Genomic DNA, 17,065 nt, shown 5'->3' on the forward strand with positions numbered 1-17,065 from the left:
CGATGACGATGGAGTACGGGAAGATCGCCGGCGTGGACCGCGAGGTCTCGCGCATCACGCTCGGCACGTCCGGCATGCGGACGTACGAGAAGGCCGCACCCCTGCTGGAGCACTTCTTCGGGCAGGGCGGCAATCTCCTGGACACGGCCTTCGCCTACGGCGGCGGCGTGTGCGAGGAGGTCCTCGGCACGTGGCTGGCCCGCAACACGCCGGACGAGCCGCCGGTGATCATCGCCAAGGGGGCGCACCCGCCGAAGTGCGCGCCCGAGACGATCACCGAAGAGCTCTCGATCTCCTTGGAGCGCCTGGGCGTCCAGTGTGTGGACGTGTACCTGCTGCACCGCGACGACGAGCAGGTCCCGGTCGGCGAATGGGTGGACGCGCTGGAGGCCGAGGTTCGCGCCGGCCGGATCGGCGCCTACGGCGGTTCCAACTGGCGACGGGCCCGCGTCGAGGAGGCCACCGCGTACGCGCGTTCCACGGGCGGGCAGGGCTTCGCCGCGGTGAGCAACCACTTCGCGCTGGCGGAGATGGCCGAGCCGCTGTACCCGGGGTGCATCGCCGCCGATGAGGACGACCTCGCCTGGTTCGCCCGGAATGACGTGGCGCTGATCCCCTGGTCCAGTCAGGCGCGCGGGTTCTTCTCCAGCGTCGACCCCGGCCTGCTCGACCCGAACATGGTGCGCTGCTGGGACACGCCGGCCAACCGCGGCCGCCGCGAGCGCGCCCAGCGGCTGGCCGCGCGGCTCGGCGTCGAGACGATCAACGTCGCCCTCGCCTACGTGCTTGCGCACCCGGCGGCCTTCCCCATCATCGGGCCCCGCGACCCGGCCGAGGCCGCGATCGCGCTCGGTGCCCTGAACATCGAGCTCGACGCCGCCGCGCTCGCCGAGCTGAACGGCGACGGGCGGCTGGGCTGAGCCCACCGGCCGGACAGGGAGGAATACGATGACGAGTCGGGAAGTACTGCCGAGCCTGGTCGGCGACGTCTCGGACTTCTACGCGAAACACTGGCGCACCGCTCCGGCGGTGTTCAGGCCGCGGGAGCGGGAGCAGGCGCCCGACTCGACGGGCCCGATCGGGTCGCCCAGCCCGATCAGCCTGCGGGAGGTCGACGACGCGATCGATTCGGGACTGCTGCGCGTGCCCTACGTGGAAATGGTGCGCAAGTCCACGCCGATCGACGCAGGCGACTACACGAAGGCTCGCACCGTCAACAACGTGCTCGCCGAGGGCTTCGCGGACGCCGAGGGCATCAGGCGCATGATGGACGACGGCGTGACCCTGTTGTTGCGCAATGTGGAGCACTGGCACATGGCCACCCGCGAGGCCGCCACGCTGCTCGAACGGAAGCTCGGGCACCGCGTCGAGGCGTTCCTGTTCGCCACCCCGCCCGGCGAGCAGGGTCTGCCCGTACACCGCGACGACGCCGACGTGCTGCTGGTGCAGATCCAGGGCGGCAAGCGCTGGAAGGTCTACGACGGACCGCGCAACACCGCCTGGTCGCCGGGCCGGGCCGGCAACGTGGGCCCGGCGCTGCTGGCGGAGGTCGTGCGCGAGGGCGAGGTGCTCTACATCCCGCGCGGATACGCACACGAGGCGGTCGGAGAGCAGGACGAGCTGTCCGTGCACCTGTCGTTCACGATCCGGGAGGTCGGCCGGTCCGAGCTGTACTCGGCGTTGGAGCGCCTGTTGCTGGACGGGATGCCGCTCAACCACCGCCCCCGCACCGAGCAGGAGCTGCTGGACGACGCCGAGCACCTGCTGGACCGGTTCCGTGCCGGGGTCGACCGCCTCACCGCCGCCGATGTCCTCGCCGAGGCACGCCGGGCGGAGGCCATCGGCGGTGAACCCGCCCGATCCGCGCTGGCCAGGCGCACAGTGGAGACGCCTTCGTGACGCTGGCACGAACGCCTTGAAGCCCCTGCGGATCCGGCGGCGTGTTCAATTCGGAATTCGGACGGCGTCCACCCATCGAGGCGGAGCCCACCGCGGCGATCGGCGCGGCACCTTTCCAGCGCACCCCGGAGCGCACGCCATCCGGACGGCGCGACCGGGACTTCCCGGTCACCGCCGGGGAGACGATGTGGTGGTTGACCCGGGCCTTGAACTCGGCGATCTCGGCGTCCAGCAGTGCCTGGTTGATCCGGCGGCGCCGCTGCGGCAGGGACGGGGAGAACCTGCTTCACGATGCGCGTTGTGCTGGTTCAACTACCGGGACACCTCGAGCGACTGGAGTTGACCGTTGGATCCGCATTCCGCTGTTGTTGACCTGCGGCGATCGCCTCGCGAGCCGGAACGCCCGGCTCGCGGGCTGCGCGCTGCCGTCACGATCCGCCGGAATGTCCGACAAGTACCGGCATTCGTACGCCGGTTCCACTGCCGGAATTTCGACGCGCCGGACGTCACTGCATTTCGTAGCATTACGCCGTCGTCACCCAAGGGCTGTGTGCGACCATCTTTTCGGAATTCGCAGGCGCCTCTCGTCAATGGGTTGACAGTACAGAGGCCCTTCTTTTCGAGTGGAGCCAGTTTCCGTAGTCGCCGCACCGGCGGTGGATCGATTCATTTATGCTGGAATTCGGCAGTCGGCGCCGTGATCAGTTCCCGCGCCAAGGTGAACCGGATAAGTCATCCACTCTTGAATATTGTCCAAGCGTCGCTCTGGGGGGTTGTGCACACAATGAGCTCCCGTACAAGTATTGATTTGGTCGTGGTCGGCCTGGGCTATGTGGGCCTACCGCTGGCCCGTGGGGCCGCTCGGGCGGGCCTGCGGGTGGCAGGCTTGGACCTGAGCCGTCCGGTGGTGGACGGGCTCAACGCGGGGCGCTCCCACGTCGATGACATTTCCGACGCCGACGTGGCGGCGATGCTGGACCACGGGTTCAGGGCCACCACCGAGGCCTCGGTGATCGCCAGCGCGAAGGCGGTGGTGATCTGCGTGCCGACGCCGTTGACCGAGCATGGGGCTCCCGACCTGTCCGCGGTGAACAGCGCGGTCGCCATGGTGGCCGATCACCTGCGAGCCGGGACGCTGGTGGTGCTGGAGTCGACGACCTACCCGGGCACGACCGATGACGTCGTCCGGCCAGCGCTGGAGGCCGGCGGACTGCGCGTCGGGATCGACTTCCACCTCGCTTTCTCCCCCGAGCGCATCGACCCGGGAAATCCCGACTTCGGACTTGAGAACACCCCCAAGGTGATCGGGGGGTGCACTCCGGACTGTACGAAGTCCGCCCGCCGGCTCTACGAGCATTTCGTCGGGGAGGTGGTGGAGGCCAAGAGCCCGCGGGAAGCAGAGATGGCGAAACTCCTTGAGAACACCTACCGGCACGTCAACATCGCGCTGGTCAACGAGATGGCCATGTTCTGCCGTGAGATCGACGTCGACCTGTGGGACGCCATCCGCTGCGCCTCGACAAAGCCGTTCGGATTCGCCCCGTTCTATCCCGGGCCCGGCGTGGGCGGCCACTGCATTCCCATCGACCCGAATTACCTCTCCTACAAGGTCCGGTCGCTGGGCATTCCGTTCCGGTTCGTCGAGCTGGCGCAGGAGATCAACCAGCGGATGCCGGTGCACGTCGTCCAACGGTCGGTCGATCTGCTCAACGGCCGGGGCAAGGCGATGAACGGCTCTCGGGTGCTGCTGCTGGGTGTCACCTACAAGCCCGACATCTCCGACCAGCGCGAGACACCGGCCACCGCGCTCGTGCTCGGACTGCGACGACGCGGGGCGGACGTCCGGTACTACGATCCCAGGGTCGCGACCTGGGGCGTGGCCGGAACACCGGTGGAGCGGGTGACGGACTACCTGGCCGACGCCGAGACGGCCGACCTCACGATCCTGCTACAGCCCCACAGCGACATCGACGTCATCAAGCTCGCCGATCGCGCAGATCTGCTCTTCGACACGCGGGGGAAGACCCTCGGGCACCCGCGAGCGGTGCAGCTATGACCATCCCACACGACCAGACGTGTCCCACGTGCTCCTGCGGGGCAACGGTGTGGTTGACCGGCCTGCCGAGCGCCGGCAAGTCCGCTGAAGGCCGCCGCCGAGAACCGTGTCGCCGACCGCATCCAGGTCAAGCGCCTGGACGTGGTCGACCTCGCGAGCATCACCGCCTGCCTCGACGCACTGGTCAACAACGCCGGCGCCGCTCAGATCGGCGCCTGTGATCACGTGCGCCCCTGATCAGAGCAACATGATCAAGCGAAGGCGGATGTGTCAGCCGAAAAGGATCTGCCGCAAGCTGGCGGCGAGGCGGATGACCAGTTGGTCGGGCGGCATCTCGGCCAGTGGTCCGATGCCGAGGATGTACCGGTTGAAGGCGACGCCGACAAGGTGCGCACTGAGCAGGTCGACGCGGGCGTCGACGTCTTCGCAGTCCAGAACCGAGCGGTAGACGCTCATGCTGCGTTCTCGCATGGCCTGGTAGAGAGCGCTGGCCGCGTCCTCGTTGGAGGCCGCGCCACGGATCAGCGCGATGAGCGGGTCATTGCCCTCGGCGCTCTCCATTCGCTCGACGAACGCGCTCGCGAGTCGTTCCGGAAGTGTGGCGGTCTCGCCGGGGATGACCTCGCCCAGGTCCCGGGGGCCCGGCATCGAGGCGATGAACAGCTGTTCCTTGGATGAGAAGTGGCGCATCACCAAGCCATGGGTGACTCCAGCACGCCGGGCGATGTCGCGGATGGTGGCCCGGGCGTATCCGCGTTCGGCGAAACAGGCACGTGCCGCGTCGAGGATGGCGGCCTGGCGTGCTTCGGGGTCGCGGACCCGCTTTGACCGAACCTGGGGGTCGGCGGTCATGCGGCCGGCGCCGGAGATCTGTCCCATGTCACAAGTGTACGAGTGGTCATTAGCCGTGCCCGGCCCTAGGCTGTCACTAGTGACCAGTTGGTCATTAGAGGCCCGGGGTGGAGTCAAGGCCGGGAATACCGAGCAGGAGGACCCATGTCAGGCGTCACACATCGGTTTGTCAGCAGCAACGGCCTTCGGATGCACATCGCGGAGGCGGGGAGCGGACCGCTGGTCGTGCTGCTGCACGGATTCCTCAACTTCTCGTACTCATGGCGGCACCAAATGGAAGCCCTGGCCGATGCGGGCTACCACGTCGTCGCCCCCGACCTTCGGGGCTACGGCCGTACGGACCGACCGCGCGACATCGGGCAGTACACCCAGCTGCACCTGGTCGGCGACGTGATCGGCCTGCTGGACGCGCTGCACGAGGAGCAGGCCGCGGTTGTCGGGCACGATTGGGGCTCCATGATCGCCTGGTCCACCGCGCTGCTGCGGCCCGATCGCGTCAGCGGAGTCGCAGGGCTGAGCGTTCCCTATGTGCCCCGCGCGCGGCAGAGCCTGCTGACCGCGATGCGATCCCGGTTCGGTGACCGCTACTACATGCAGTACTTCCAGGAACCCGGCACGGCGGATGCCGAGTTGGCCCGCGATGTCGCGGCCACGTTCCGCAGTGTGCTGTACTCCGGCTCCGGGGATGCCCCTGCGCCATGGGATCCGGTGATCCCCGCAGGCGGTGGTTGGCTGGACGTTCTTCCTGACCCGGGCATCGTGCCCCCGTGGCTGACCGAGGCGGACCTGGCGGCCTACGTCGAGGCGTTCGAACACTCGGGCTTCACCGGGGCGCTCAACTGGTACCGCACACTCGACTCGAGCTGGGAACTCATGGGCGCGTGGCAGGACGCGACCATCCATGTCCCCGGCCTGTTCATCTACGGAGCCGAGGACTCGTTCGCCCTCTATGCCGCACAGCTGATCGACGCGCTGCCCGGCCTGGTAGCGGATCTGCGCGGCAGCCTCGCACTACCCGGATGCGGACACTGGGTTCAGCAGGAGCGCCCTGCCGAGGTGAACCTCGCTCTCCTGGAGTTCCTGAAGGGACTCGCCGACCACCGCTAGAGGACTCGTGGTTCGCGACGCTGCTCGATCCTGGTGGCCAAGTCGGGGCACGGCGGGGGCGGTTCCGCCGGTGGGGCCCTCGGCGGACCCACACGGGAGAAACGAGGGGCGGAGCGACCTCGCGCCGCGGTCGCTGCGCCCCTCGGTACGGCCGGTGTCAGGCGGTGGCACCGCCATCGATCACGTGGTCGTGGCCGACGACGAAGCTGGACTCATCCGAGGCCAGCCACAGGACGGCCGCCGCGATCTCCTCCGGCTTGGCGACCCGGCCGAGCGGGACGGTCGGGGCCAAGCGGGCGTCGCGCTCCTCGCGGGTCTCACCCGGGAGGTAGGACATCGGGGTGTCGATCGGGCCGGGGCTGATCGAGTTGATCCGCACGCCCTGGGAAATGGCCTCGCGGGCCGCCGTACGAGTCAAGAAGCTGACGCCCGCCTTGGAGGTGGCGTAGGCACTCATACCCGCCAGGCGCCAGTGCGCCCCCAGATTGGAGGAGGTGTTGACGATCACGCCGCCGCCGTTGCCGCTCATGTGCGCGATCTGGTGCTTCATGGCGAGGAAGACGCCGGTCAAGTTGATCGACAGGACCCGGTTCCACTCGTCCTCGTCGTGCTCGCCGACCGGGGTGCCGCCGCCGAGGACGCCCGCGTTGTTGAAGGCGATGTGCAGGGCACCGTAGCGCTCGACGGCGGTGGCGACCATGGCGGCGACGGAGGCGGAGTCGGAGACGTCCACCAGGACGCCGCTGGCCTCGCCGCCCTCGGCCTCGATCAGCTTCACGGTCTGGGCCACGCCGTCCTCGTTGCGGCCGGCGACCAGGACGGTGGCACCCTCCCGGGCGAAGGCCAGGGCGGCGGTCCGGCCGACCACACCGGCGGCTCCGGTGACGAGGGCGATCTTGCCGGCGAAACGGGCGGTCATCTGGGTCTCCTTGGTTGCAGAGGTGTTGTCCGGAAAGTCGGTTGCCCCGTGGCCGGTTGACCGAGGTGCCGAGTCGGTCCGGGCCGGGCCCGGCAGGGTCAGCGATGGTTCGTGCCGCGCTGGAGGAGCACGAGGACCGCGGTGGCAGCGAGGGCGGCCGCCGCGACGGCGAAGGCGAAGCCGCCAGCCGCCGCACCGGGGGTAAACCCGGCAAGGGAGGCCGCGTGTGCGTTGGCGATCGGGACCAGGACGGCGAGGTCGATCGGCGGGCCGATCTCCATGGCGGTGTTCATCACCCCGCCGACCAGTCCGGACTGGTGGCCGGGTGCGTCGTTGACCGCCCAGACGGTGGCGCCGGAGAAGGTGAACCCGGCTCCGACCGGGAAGATCACCAGTCCGGCCAGCAGCGGCCCGACGTACGGGGTGTCCTGCTCCATCCCGGCCAGGACCAGCAGCCCGAGGGCCGAGATCGCCAGTTTTGCCGCCGTCACCAGGCCGGGGCGCAGGCGCTGCAGGGCGCGGCCCGCCAGGCTGGCGGCCAGCAGCACGGCCAGTGCGGGCGGGTTCCACTGCCATACCCACTCCTTAGCAGACTGATCGTTCCAGATAGAGATGCCGTCAGCGCGGCGAATCCGCAGAATCTGATGACTAGAACCGTAGCAACTTCAGAACGTACGGTCTAGATAGGTCCGAGACTGGGTCCGAACCGCCGCTCCGAACCGGCCTCGGCGGCCCCTCGGAGGTGACTCCAGCCTGGCCGCCCGACCGCCGCCGAGGATCCCGTGAACAGGTGATGACCCGCCCCCCGCAACACAGCAGACTCGTCCCCACCAACCCCGATGCGGGAGGAACTCTCTGATGAATCAGCTGAGTTCGACGCTGTCGGCGACCACATCCGGCGGCCCGGACCCGGCCGTGCCGGTCCGCCTCCACCACTCCCAGGCGTGGGACGGACTACTGCACAGAACGGCGAACCCCAGCCCCTATGCGCCCCCCGTGACCTGGCTGCCGAATTCTGGAACGCGCCGCTTCCTGACCCTGGGAGCAGCCGACCGAGGCGTCGCTCTCCACCCTGGCGAGCAACTACGCCGCCCGGGGTGGCTCACGCCCCCACCGGGAATCCGCATTGACAGGCCGTTCGTCAACCTCAACCTGAACCACCGACCCAACGGCGAGATCAGCGCGCTGACCCAGATGGACGCGCCCCCGGGACCACGTCCTGGTCGACCCGACCCTGCGCGGCGACCGGAAGTCCGTACACATACGTGCATGGCTCCCCGGAGGCCAACTCGCCAAGACCTACCGCCACTTGACCCGCACCGGCTCCGCCAGCCCCGGGGCGATGCCGCTCCTGAGCGCGTACGGCCCGAAGGTGAAGGCAGTCTGGGATCCCGGGGGCTTTTCCCGGCACGACCACTCCGTACGACTGCCGGGCCCGGTCGTCCCCGCCGGAGGACCGGACGCCCGCGCCGGACGAGGTGACAGGCCAGTAGACCGAATGGTCTTGAATGCTGCTACGGTCGTGGCATGGCGAGGACCAAGGATTTCGATCCGGACACCGTGCTGGGGCAGGCCATGGACCTGTTCTGGGAGCGAGGGTACGAGGCCACCTCGATGGCTGACCTCGTGGAGCGCCTCGGCATCGCCCGCGCCAGCCTGTATGGAACGTTCGGCAGCAAGCACGACCTGTACCTCGCGGCCCTGAAGCGCTACCTGGAAATCAGGGAGACCGGGTTCGTCCGGGCGCTGTCCCAGCCGGGCCCGGTCCTCCCCGCCGTGCGGAGCCTGGTGCAGAGCTGGGTCGACGAGGCTCTGAACGACCCGGCCCACCTCGGCTGCCTGGTGGTCAACGCCGCCGTCGAACTCAGCCCGCGCGACCCCAAGGTGGCCCACCAGGTCGAACTGAGCTGGGGCGTCCTGGAGACCACGCTGACCTCGGCCCTGATGCGGGCGATCGCCCAGGGCGAGCTTCCCGAGGAACGAGATCCGCAGGTGCTGGCGCGCTTCCTGCTGGTGATGCTCCAGGGCATCCGCGTCATCGCCCGCGCCGCCCCCGACCCCGCCCGCCTCCAGGCCGCCGCCTCCCAGGCCCTGGCCGCCCTCGCCTGAGGGAAGGCTTCGACGAAGGAGGTAGCTCCTCAGGCTGGTCATCGCCTCATGCTGGACGGCCTGTGGTAAGAGCGGTCAGCGCTGCCTCGCGTACGCCTCGCGGAGTTGGGTGGGGCCACAAGCGGATCCAGGGCGAACTCGCCCGCCTCTGGCACCCGATCGCCGCATCCACGGTCTGGGCGATCCTCCACGCGGCGGGCATCGACCCAGCTCCGCGCCGCACCGGCCCGACCTGGCGCGAGTTCCTCACGGCCCAGGCCGAGGGCATCATCGCCGTCGACTTCTTCCATCTCGACACTGCGCTCGGCAGGCGCATGTACGCGCTGGCGTTCCCCGAGCACGGCACCCGGCGCCTGCACATCGCCGGCGTCACCACCCACCCCACCCGGGAACGGGCGGTGCAGCAGGCCCGGAACGTGACCGCCAACCTCGGCAGGCGCACGGAGTCCTGCGGTTCCTGCTGCGCGACCGCGACGGCAAGTACGGGCAGTCCTTCGACGCCGTCTTCGAGGCCGAGGAGATGGAGATCCTCAAGAGCGCACCCCAGGCTCCCCGGATGAACACCCACTGCGAGCGAGTGATCGGCAGCATCCGGCGTGAGGCCCTGGACCAGGTCCTGTCTCGTCAACACCGAGCGTGAGCAGCCGGGGGTGAGCTTGCTGCTGCCGGACCTCCCACCACGGGTCGCTCGGCACCGAGGCCAACGCGGCGACCAGCTCACGCTTCGTCGGCTCCGGAAGAATCAGCAGCCTACGGTCCTTCCAGGCGCCGTGGGCCGTACTGGGGGACCTACGCGACGTCCCGGCCACCGGTGAGGCGTGCTGGCTTCCCCGGCGGTGCCCGGTCATGCTGGTACGCGAAGTGCACGTTCTCGGCTGGGAGGGCAGAGCATGCAGTCGGACGCCGGAGGCGGACAGCACGGCTGGGGGAAGAGCACCTTCGAGGACATCTACGACCAGCCTGACCCGCGCGCCTACTTCACCCGGTTGCGGCCCCTGCGTTACCAGACCCCGCACCACGCCCAGCCGGTCTTCCGCGGGCTCCTCGCCGAGCGGGCCCGCCTGAACCCGCCGGGAGAGCCGGTCACGATGGTGGACCTGTGCTGCTCCTACGGCATCACCGCGGCACTGGTCAACCACGACCTCACCTTGGAAGACCTGTACGCCCGTTACACCGGCCCGGAGATGGCCGGGCTGTCCACGCCGGAACTCATCGAGGCGGACAAGGAGTTCTACGCCGCGCACCGCCGGGAGCAGGCGGTGCCGTTCATCGGCCTCGACGCCGCGCCCCGGGCGGTGGCCTACGCGAGCGCGGTCGGCCTGCTGGACGGCGCGTTCGCCGAGAACCTGGAGACCGGCCCCGCCAGCGCGAGGCTGGCCCGGGCCGTGGCCGCCACCGGTCTCATCACCATCACCGGCGGCGTCGGCTACATCGGCCCCCGCACCTTCGACACCGTCGTGAGCCACACCCGCACCCCAGTGTGGGTGGCCGCCTTCGCACTACGGATGGTCGACTACCGGCCGATCGCCAACACCCTGGCCGCCCGGGGAATGGTGACACGCACCTCCCCCGAGACGTATCCACAGCGCCGCTTCACTGACGACGACGAGCAACAGCGCGCCATCGCGCGCGTCACCGCCACCGGTTACGACCCGACCGGCCGCGAGGCCGACGGCTACTACCACACCCTCTTCCACCAGTCCCGACCCACCACACACGACTGGCGGCCGTGACTGCGGCGTCTATCGCCATGGCGTCCAGGGCCATCGCGACGACGTGGGCGTCGTCGAGTGCGCTCAGCGCGCCCGGGTGTCGGCGTGGCTCGGCGAGCAGCGCGCGGCGTCGGGCTGCTGCGACGATGTGCTCAGGGATCGTGACGGTGAAACCACCTACCTCTGGGTGGGGCCCTATGCGGCACCGCAGGGTTGGTCGTTCCCGGGCACATCGAGATCACTTCCCGCTGTGCTGGTCAGCGCGTGTCGCTCTGCCTGGCTGACCAGCCACCTTCCCGCTGTTGCGCGCAAAGTCGGCGCCGTCACGGCAGCTGCGGTACGGTGCGGGGTGTCCGGAAGCGCCGCCCAGCGTCGTAGTCGTCACGCCGGGCCGCCCGCCATGCCGATCCGGGGTAGGACAGTGCCATCTGGTGCTGGAGCGGCCCCGCACCGCCTGACGATCAAGGCCCCGCTGCCGTCCAGCTTCCGCGTCGGCACTTCTCCCTACCTACCGCACTTCAACTGCGCCGGCTTCACGCCTTCATTGCGAGCACCGCGTCATGCCGAGCGTGAGCGCGAGAGAACTCACGATCGAGTGATCGGGCTCAGGCAGAGGGAAGAGGCTTGTCCGTCCGCCACTACGGGTCGAGATGGAGAGTTGGCCAGACTCCAACGAGTACCGATACGCGGCCTGACCTGCGGCGACGAGTTTCGGAACGGCAGGGTTCGCCGGTCATGCGGGGAGTCTGTTGGAGAGCGGGGGCGGGCTCCACGGGTCGGTGCGGTGTTTGGTGGAGGTCACGCCGTGTTCGTCGTGGAGGTGTTCGGGGATGGCGTACTGCATGACGCGGCCGCGGGTGAGGGAGCTGAGTTCGAAACGGGTAGTGAGGTCGCCGAGGCGGTCCAGTGCCCAGGCGCCGAGCGGCGAGGAGTCCTCGATGCGCTCTAGGATGCCGAGCAGGGTGGGGGCGAGGGTGATGGCCTTGTCCCAGGTGGAGCGCGGGACTTGGAGCCAGTCGGCGCAGGTGTCGCCGATGAGGTAGCGGATCAGGGCGGGGACAACCGGGTCGAGCAGGGTGCCGGGGACGACCTGCTCGTAGAGGTCGATGAGTTGGCGGGTGAGCGTGATGCCGTCGTCGGAGGGGCCCATGTGGCGGGCCATGTAGAGGTCGGAGAAGTCGCGTGCCTCGGCCAGGTCGGCGGGCGCGGCCTGGGTGTCGACACCGAGGATCGCGCCAACCACGCGCCAGGCGTAGAAGTAGGCTTCGGCGCCCTCGTTGGAGATGTGGATGCCCATCCGGTGCAGGGCGTCCAGCACCTGGATGGAGAACATCATCTGACCGCCGATCATGTCCTCCTGGCAGATCGGCATGCCGAGGGTGGCTTCGTCCCAGCGGTTCTCGCGGCGTAGGTGGTGGCGGATGGAGGCGTGCAGCAGGCGGACCTTCTGCGCGGCGGGGAGGAACCTGCCGCCGGCTTCGAAGGCGTCGGGCCGCATCAGGTAGAGGGTGAACTGGCCGGTCTCGGCCATTCGCTTGGAGGGAAAGTCGAGCGAGTGGGTGGCACTGAGCAGGCGGGCGACGTGCGGGACGACATAGCAGGCGGGCATCGAGGCGAAGGACAGCGCGGTGGAGATGTGGACGTTGTTGCGGATGAAGAACAGCCGGGCCTTCTCGATCTGGTCCCAGTCGACCCAGTCGGGCGGGGTGGCGGTGGCTTGCAGGTAGTCGCGAGCCACCTCGGGAACGTCGTCGGGCAGCGGCTGGCCGCTCTGGGCGAACCAGCGCATCAGGGTGTTGAACTTTCCGATGTCACCGCGCTCGAACAGCGAGTCCACCACGTCGTCGGCCGGCGGGTCGCCCGCCAGGCGCAGGGCGTTCATCGCCTCGGGTGTCACGGTCATGGGGTGCCCCCTGGTTCGGGTCTGTTCGGCGTCGGCGATGTCAGGACGTGCGGGCGCAGGCCGCGGCGATCAGCTCGGAGAGGGCCGCGGCGGCCTGCGGCGGGAGTGCGGCCCGCTCAAGGGCGGTGCGGGCGGCCGTCGCTCGTTGGGCGATCATCTCCTCGACGCGGGCCCGGGCACCGGAGCGCTCGATGATGTCCCGCAGCTGGTCCAGCTCCGCCGCACCGAGGTCGCCTCGGCCGAGCCCGGCTTGCAGGTGCGCGCGGTCGGCGGGCGTCGCACCGGTGAGGGCGTGGGCGAGCAGCGCGGTGGGTTTGGCACCGGTGAGGTCGTCCCGGTTGGACTTCCCGGTGCGCTGCGGGTCGCCGAAGACACCGAGCAGGTCGTCGCGGAGTTGGAACGCCTCGCCCAGCGGCACACCGTAGGCGGTGAAGCTGTCGAGCAGTGCGGGCGGGGCGCCGGCAAGGTAGCCACCCAGGTGCAGGGGGTGCTCGACGGTGTACTTCGCGGTCTTGTAACGAATGATCTCCAGCGAGCTCTCCGCGCTCGGCGTCAGCCGGGCACGGAGGATCTCCATGCACTCGCCGGCGATCAGCTCGCGGGCGAGTGTGGCCCACAGGGGACGAGCTCGCGCGAGGTAGGCGGCGGGCAGCCCACAGCCGGCGAACACCTGCCCGGCCCAGGACATCAGCAGATCGCCCACCAACAGCGCCAACGACCTGCCCTGGGCCTCGCACCCCGGCCCGTCGGCGACGGCATGGCGCAACGCTCGGTGCGCGGTGGGCGCACCGCGGCGGATCGGGCTGTCATCGATCAGGTCGTCGTGGACCACAGCCGCCGCGTGCACCAACTCCATCGCCGCCGCGGCCCGCACCATCGCCTCGCTGTCCGGCTGACCCGAAGCCCGCCAGCCCCAGTAGGCGAACGCGGCACGCAACCGCTTACCCTCCGCCACAGCCGCGCACAACTGCTCAGCCACCGGCTCAAGTTGGGCATCGACGGCGACCAGCAGCGCCGTCTCCTGGTGCACGAAGGCGTGCAGGGCGTCCTCGACGCGCGACTTCAGCGCCGGCCCCTGCCACGCCTCAGGCATCGGAGGATGTCCGGCGGGAGGCTGCCGCGCGGCGCGCCACGCCCTCCAGGTGGGACTCGGTGGCGGGGGCGAGACGGCCCAGCAGCAACTCGCCCCGCGCCCGCAACTCCTCCTGCCCGTCCGCCGCCACCTCGCGCAGGTCGGAGCGGCCGAGCACGCCGCGCATCCGGCGCAGCAAGCCCTCGGCCTGTTCCAGTCCCACATCGATGACACCGGCCAGCAGTTGGACCGCCTCCTTCCCCCGATCGGCGCCCGCTCCCGCGCTCCCCTGTGCTGACACGACTTTCCCCACCCCTCCCCATAGGCGCGGCTGCGACGGCTTCCCGCCGGACGACGGTGCACGGCCCCCGCAGCCACCCGTGAACCTTCCCCGACACGGAAAGGCTCACCTCAAAGTCACACGAACCAGCTATCTCTCCCACAAATCCCATCAGCGTGATCTCGCCTTGTGATAGGACCTCGGCCTCAGAAGGTGCCGTGTGGTTCTTCGTCCGATTCCCTTTCAGGCGTCGTGGACGGCGGCTATGTGCGGGTGCTCTGGCGGGGCAGTGTGAACCGGCCTGGCTCAGGCTCCTCCAGGTCGGCGGAGAGCTGCATCAGCTCGGCGGCGTTGCGCGCCAGGCGCTTCGTTTCGTGGACGGTGAGGATCACGACCTGGTCGGGCGCGGCCTCCTTGAACTCGGTGGCGAGCTTTGAGGGCTGCCGCCATCTCAGGACGGTGCTTGACGCGGGTGCTGATCTTCTCTCGGAAGGTCCTCGTGCAGCCCGCCGCCTCCAGCGCCTCGATCTGGCTGGCATGTCCCAGTCCGGCTGAGCGAAGGTGCGGGCCGTGCCGGACCGGCGCGGCCCGCGCCTCGTGGCGGACGCCCGTCCCGCCCCGGAGCGGTCAGGGCACCTCCTCCTCTGCCGTCCTCGGCCACGGCCAGCCGGGCCAGCGCGTCAGCGAGCCACCGGGGCGAACGCAGGTGGTCTGCGCCCCCCCTTTGATCTCACGAAGGCGTGTCAGCCAGCGAGTTCCTCCCGCAAGCGGCGGGCGGCGCCGACCAGGCTCTCCAGCGACGCCCGTGTCTCGGTCCAGCCGCGGGTCTTCAGCCCGCAATCGGGGTTGACCCACAGTCGCTCAGCCGGGATCGCCGCGAGCCCGGCGCGCAGCAGCTCGACGACCTCCTCCGTGCTCGGGATCCGCGGGGAGTGGATGTCCCACACGCCGGGGCCGACCTCGCGCGGGTACCCGGCCTCGGCGAGTTCCCCGGCCACCTGCATGTGCGAGCGGGTGGCCTCCAGCGAGATCACGTCGGCGTCGAGCTCGTCGATGGCCGTCATGATCGCGCCGAACTCGGCGTAGCACATGTGGGTGTGGATCTGGGTGTCGGCGCGGACCCCGGAGGTGGCGAGGCGGAACGCCTCGGTGGCCCAGGCGAGGTAGGCCGGGCGGTCGGCGGTGCGAAGCGGCAGGGTCTCGCGCAGCGCCGGTTCGTCGACCTGAACGACGGCCGCGCCGGCGGCCTCCAGGTCGGTGACCTCGTCGCGCAGGGCGAGGGCGACCTGGCGGGCGGTGTCGGCGAGCGGCTGGTCGTCGCGGACGAAGGACCAGGCGAGCATGGTGACCGGGCCGGTGAGCATGCCTTTGACCGGACGACCCGTCAGGCCCTGCGCGTAGCCGAACCAGTCGACCGTCATAGAGTGCGGGCGGGAGATATCCCCGACCAGGACCGGCGGGCGCACGTACCGGGTGCCGTAGGACTGCACCCAGCCGTGCCGGGTGGCCAGGTAGCCGGTGAGCTGCTCCGCGAAGTACTGCACCATGTCGTTGCGCTCGGGCTCGCCGTGCACCAGGACGTCCAGCCCGGCCTTCTCCTGGAAGGCGATGACCTCGCGGACCTCCGCCTCCATCCGCTCCCGGTACGCAGCGGCGTCGATCCGCCCCGCAGTCAGATCTGCCCGGGCCACGCGCAGTTCGGAGGTCTGAGGGAAGGATCCGATGGTGGTGGTCGGCAGCAGCGGCAGCCCGAGCCTGGCTCGCTGAGCCTCGGCCCGCTGTGGGTATGCCTGGGCGCGGCGCGCGTCGGCCTCGGAGACGGCAGCCGTGCGGGCGCGGACCGCCGGGTCGCGGGTGATCGGCGAGGTGGCACGGGAGGCCAGGTCGGCGCGGTTGGCGGCGAGTTCGGCGGCGATCGCCCCCGCGCCCTCGCGCAGGCCCCGGGCCAGCAGCGCCACCTCAGCCGACTTCTGCTTGGCGAACGCGAGCCAGCGGACGATCTGCGGGTCGATGTCGCGCTCGATGGTGGCGTCGATGGGCACGTGCAGCAGCGAGCTGGACGGCGCCACGTCGACCGTGTCCGCGAGGCCGAGGAGGGTCGCCAGGGTGGCGAGCGACTTCTCCAGGTCGTTGATCCAGATGTTGCGGCCGTCGACCACCCCGGCGACCAGCCGCTTGCCGGGCAGGCCGCCGGCGGCGGCGAGATCGTCGAGGTTGGCGGCGGCAGATCCCGTGAAGTCCAGCGCCAGGCCCTCGACTGGGGCCTTGGCCAGCACCGGCAAGGCCTCGCCGAGGCGGTCGAAGTAGCTCGCGACCAGGAGCTTGGGCCGGTCGGTGAGGGCGCCGAGGTCGCGGTAGGCGCGGGCGGCGGCGTTGAGCTCGGCGGGGGTGCGGTCCTGGACGAGCGCGGGCTCGTCCAGCTGCACCCCGGGCGGCGCCGGCGGCGCGCAGGTCGGCCAGCAGCTCGGCGTAGACGGGCAGCAGCCGGTCCAGCAGGGTGAGCGGCTCGAAGTCGGCGGCGACACCGGGCGCGGGCTTGGCCAGCAGCAGGTAGGTGACCGGGCCGACCAGCACCGGGCGGGCCTCGTGGCCGAGCGCCAGGGCCTCGGCCAGTTCGCCGGCGGCCTTGGCCGGGTTCGCGGTGAAGGCGGTGTCGGGGCCGAGTTCGGGCACCAGGTAGTGGTAGTTGGTGTCGAACCACTTGGTCATCTCCAGTGGCGCCACCTCCTGGGTGCCGCGTGCCATCGCGAAGTAACCGTCAAGCGGGTCGGCGTCGACGGCGGCGCGGTGGCGGGCCGGGATCGCGCCGACGGCTACCGTGGTGTCCAGAACATGGTCGTAGAGCGAGAAGTCCCCGGTGGGGACCTCCTCGATGCCGGAGTCGGCGAGCTGCTGCCAGTTCCCCCGGCGCAGGTCGGCGGCGGTGGCCAGTAGAGCGTCGGCGGTGACCGCGCCCTTCCAGTAGCCCTCGATCGCCTTCTTGAGCTCCCGGCCCCCGCCCTGGCGGGGGTAGCCGTACACGGTCGCGATTGCCGCGGCTGCGGACTTCGTGGTCAAGGGACTCTCCTTCGCGAGTCTGTCTCCTCAAGTGCCCGGCGACGGCACGAGAACGCGAAGGGATGACGAACCGGGCGGCGGCCGCCGTGGACGCGCGTA

13 protein-coding genes and 2 pseudogenes are annotated in these 17,065 nt (G+C 70.0%); 7 read left to right on the forward strand and 8 right to left on the reverse strand.

What is annotated here, in order from left to right:
- Positions 1-2 precede the first annotated feature (2 nt).
- The 3 genes from ABD369_RS10415 to ABD369_RS10425 all read left to right on the forward strand — a co-directional run bounded on the left by ABD369_RS10415 (position 3) and on the right by ABD369_RS10425 (position 3,955).
- On the forward strand, positions 3-920 hold the full coding sequence (locus ABD369_RS10415; protein ID WP_344636015.1) for an aldo/keto reductase: 918 nt from the start codon (positions 3-5) through the stop codon (positions 918-920).
- A 28-nt stretch (positions 921-948) separates the two neighbouring features.
- The gene (locus tag ABD369_RS10420; protein ID WP_344636016.1) at positions 949-1,899 is read left to right on the forward strand and encodes a JmjC domain-containing protein; all 951 of its coding nucleotides are present in this window, start codon (positions 949-951) and stop codon (positions 1,897-1,899) included.
- Positions 1,900-2,683: 784 nt separating this feature from the next.
- Positions 2,684-3,955 (forward strand): nucleotide sugar dehydrogenase, encoded by a 1,272-nt coding sequence (locus ABD369_RS10425; RefSeq protein WP_344636017.1) that lies wholly within the window; start codon positions 2,684-2,686, stop codon positions 3,953-3,955.
- A gap of 270 nt (positions 3,956-4,225) precedes the next feature.
- On the opposite strand, the gene ABD369_RS10430 is transcribed toward ABD369_RS10425, so the two are convergent.
- Positions 4,226-4,834 (reverse strand): TetR/AcrR family transcriptional regulator, encoded by a 609-nt coding sequence (locus ABD369_RS10430; RefSeq protein ID WP_344636018.1) that lies wholly within the window; start codon positions 4,832-4,834, stop codon positions 4,226-4,228.
- Positions 4,835-4,951: 117 nt separating this feature from the next.
- On the opposite strand from ABD369_RS10430, the gene ABD369_RS10435 reads away from it, so the two are divergent.
- The gene (locus ABD369_RS10435) at positions 4,952-5,914 is read left to right on the forward strand and encodes an alpha/beta fold hydrolase (protein WP_344636019.1); all 963 of its coding nucleotides are present in this window, start codon (positions 4,952-4,954) and stop codon (positions 5,912-5,914) included.
- 157 nt (positions 5,915-6,071) lie between these two features.
- Here ABD369_RS10435 and ABD369_RS10440 read toward each other — a convergent pair whose 3' ends face one another.
- Positions 6,072-6,833, reverse strand: coding sequence for an SDR family NAD(P)-dependent oxidoreductase (locus tag ABD369_RS10440; protein WP_344636020.1), 762 nt, complete (start codon positions 6,831-6,833; stop codon positions 6,072-6,074).
- A gap of 98 nt (positions 6,834-6,931) precedes the next feature.
- The gene (locus ABD369_RS10445) at positions 6,932-7,381 is read right to left on the reverse strand and encodes an MFS transporter (RefSeq protein ID WP_344636021.1); all 450 of its coding nucleotides are present in this window, start codon (positions 7,379-7,381) and stop codon (positions 6,932-6,934) included.
- 979 nt (positions 7,382-8,360) lie between these two features.
- On the opposite strand from ABD369_RS10445, the gene ABD369_RS10450 reads away from it, so the two are divergent.
- From ABD369_RS10450 to ABD369_RS10460, 3 genes and pseudogenes are all read left to right on the forward strand, one after another.
- Positions 8,361-8,942, forward strand: a complete 582-nt coding sequence (locus tag ABD369_RS10450; RefSeq protein WP_344636022.1) for a TetR/AcrR family transcriptional regulator — start codon at positions 8,361-8,363, stop codon at positions 8,940-8,942.
- 101 nt (positions 8,943-9,043) lie between these two features.
- Positions 9,044-9,561, forward strand: a pseudogene (locus ABD369_RS10455) (integrase core domain-containing protein); the annotation flags it as partial.
- A 271-nt stretch (positions 9,562-9,832) separates the two neighbouring features.
- Complete coding sequence (locus tag ABD369_RS10460) at positions 9,833-10,675, forward strand: hypothetical protein (RefSeq protein ID WP_344636023.1); 843 nt, start codon at positions 9,833-9,835, stop codon at positions 10,673-10,675.
- Positions 10,676-11,387: 712 nt separating this feature from the next.
- Here the strand turns inward: ABD369_RS10460 and ABD369_RS10465 are convergent.
- From ABD369_RS10465 to metE, 5 genes and pseudogenes are all read right to left on the reverse strand, one after another.
- A complete protein-coding gene (locus tag ABD369_RS10465; protein WP_344636024.1) occupies positions 11,388-12,557 on the reverse strand; it encodes an oxygenase MpaB family protein in 1,170 nt (389 codons plus the stop codon).
- A 40-nt stretch (positions 12,558-12,597) separates the two neighbouring features.
- The gene (locus tag ABD369_RS10470) at positions 12,598-13,650 is read right to left on the reverse strand and encodes a polyprenyl synthetase family protein (RefSeq protein ID WP_344636025.1); all 1,053 of its coding nucleotides are present in this window, start codon (positions 13,648-13,650) and stop codon (positions 12,598-12,600) included.
- Positions 13,643-13,930, reverse strand: a complete 288-nt coding sequence (locus ABD369_RS10475; protein WP_344636026.1) for a hypothetical protein — start codon at positions 13,928-13,930, stop codon at positions 13,643-13,645. Before ABD369_RS10475 ends, ABD369_RS10470 begins: the two co-directional genes overlap by 8 nt.
- Before the next feature lie 242 nt (positions 13,931-14,172).
- Complete coding sequence (locus ABD369_RS10480; RefSeq protein ID WP_344636027.1) at positions 14,173-14,301, reverse strand: hypothetical protein; 129 nt, start codon at positions 14,299-14,301, stop codon at positions 14,173-14,175.
- A 351-nt stretch (positions 14,302-14,652) separates the two neighbouring features.
- A pseudogene (gene metE / locus ABD369_RS10485) lies at positions 14,653-16,966 on the reverse strand (5-methyltetrahydropteroyltriglutamate--homocysteine S-methyltransferase).
- Positions 16,967-17,065 lie beyond the last annotated feature (99 nt).

The sequence above is a fragment of the Kitasatospora cystarginea genome (genome assembly GCF_039533515.1).
Lineage (GTDB): Bacteria > Actinomycetota > Actinomycetes > Streptomycetales > Streptomycetaceae > Kitasatospora > Kitasatospora cystarginea.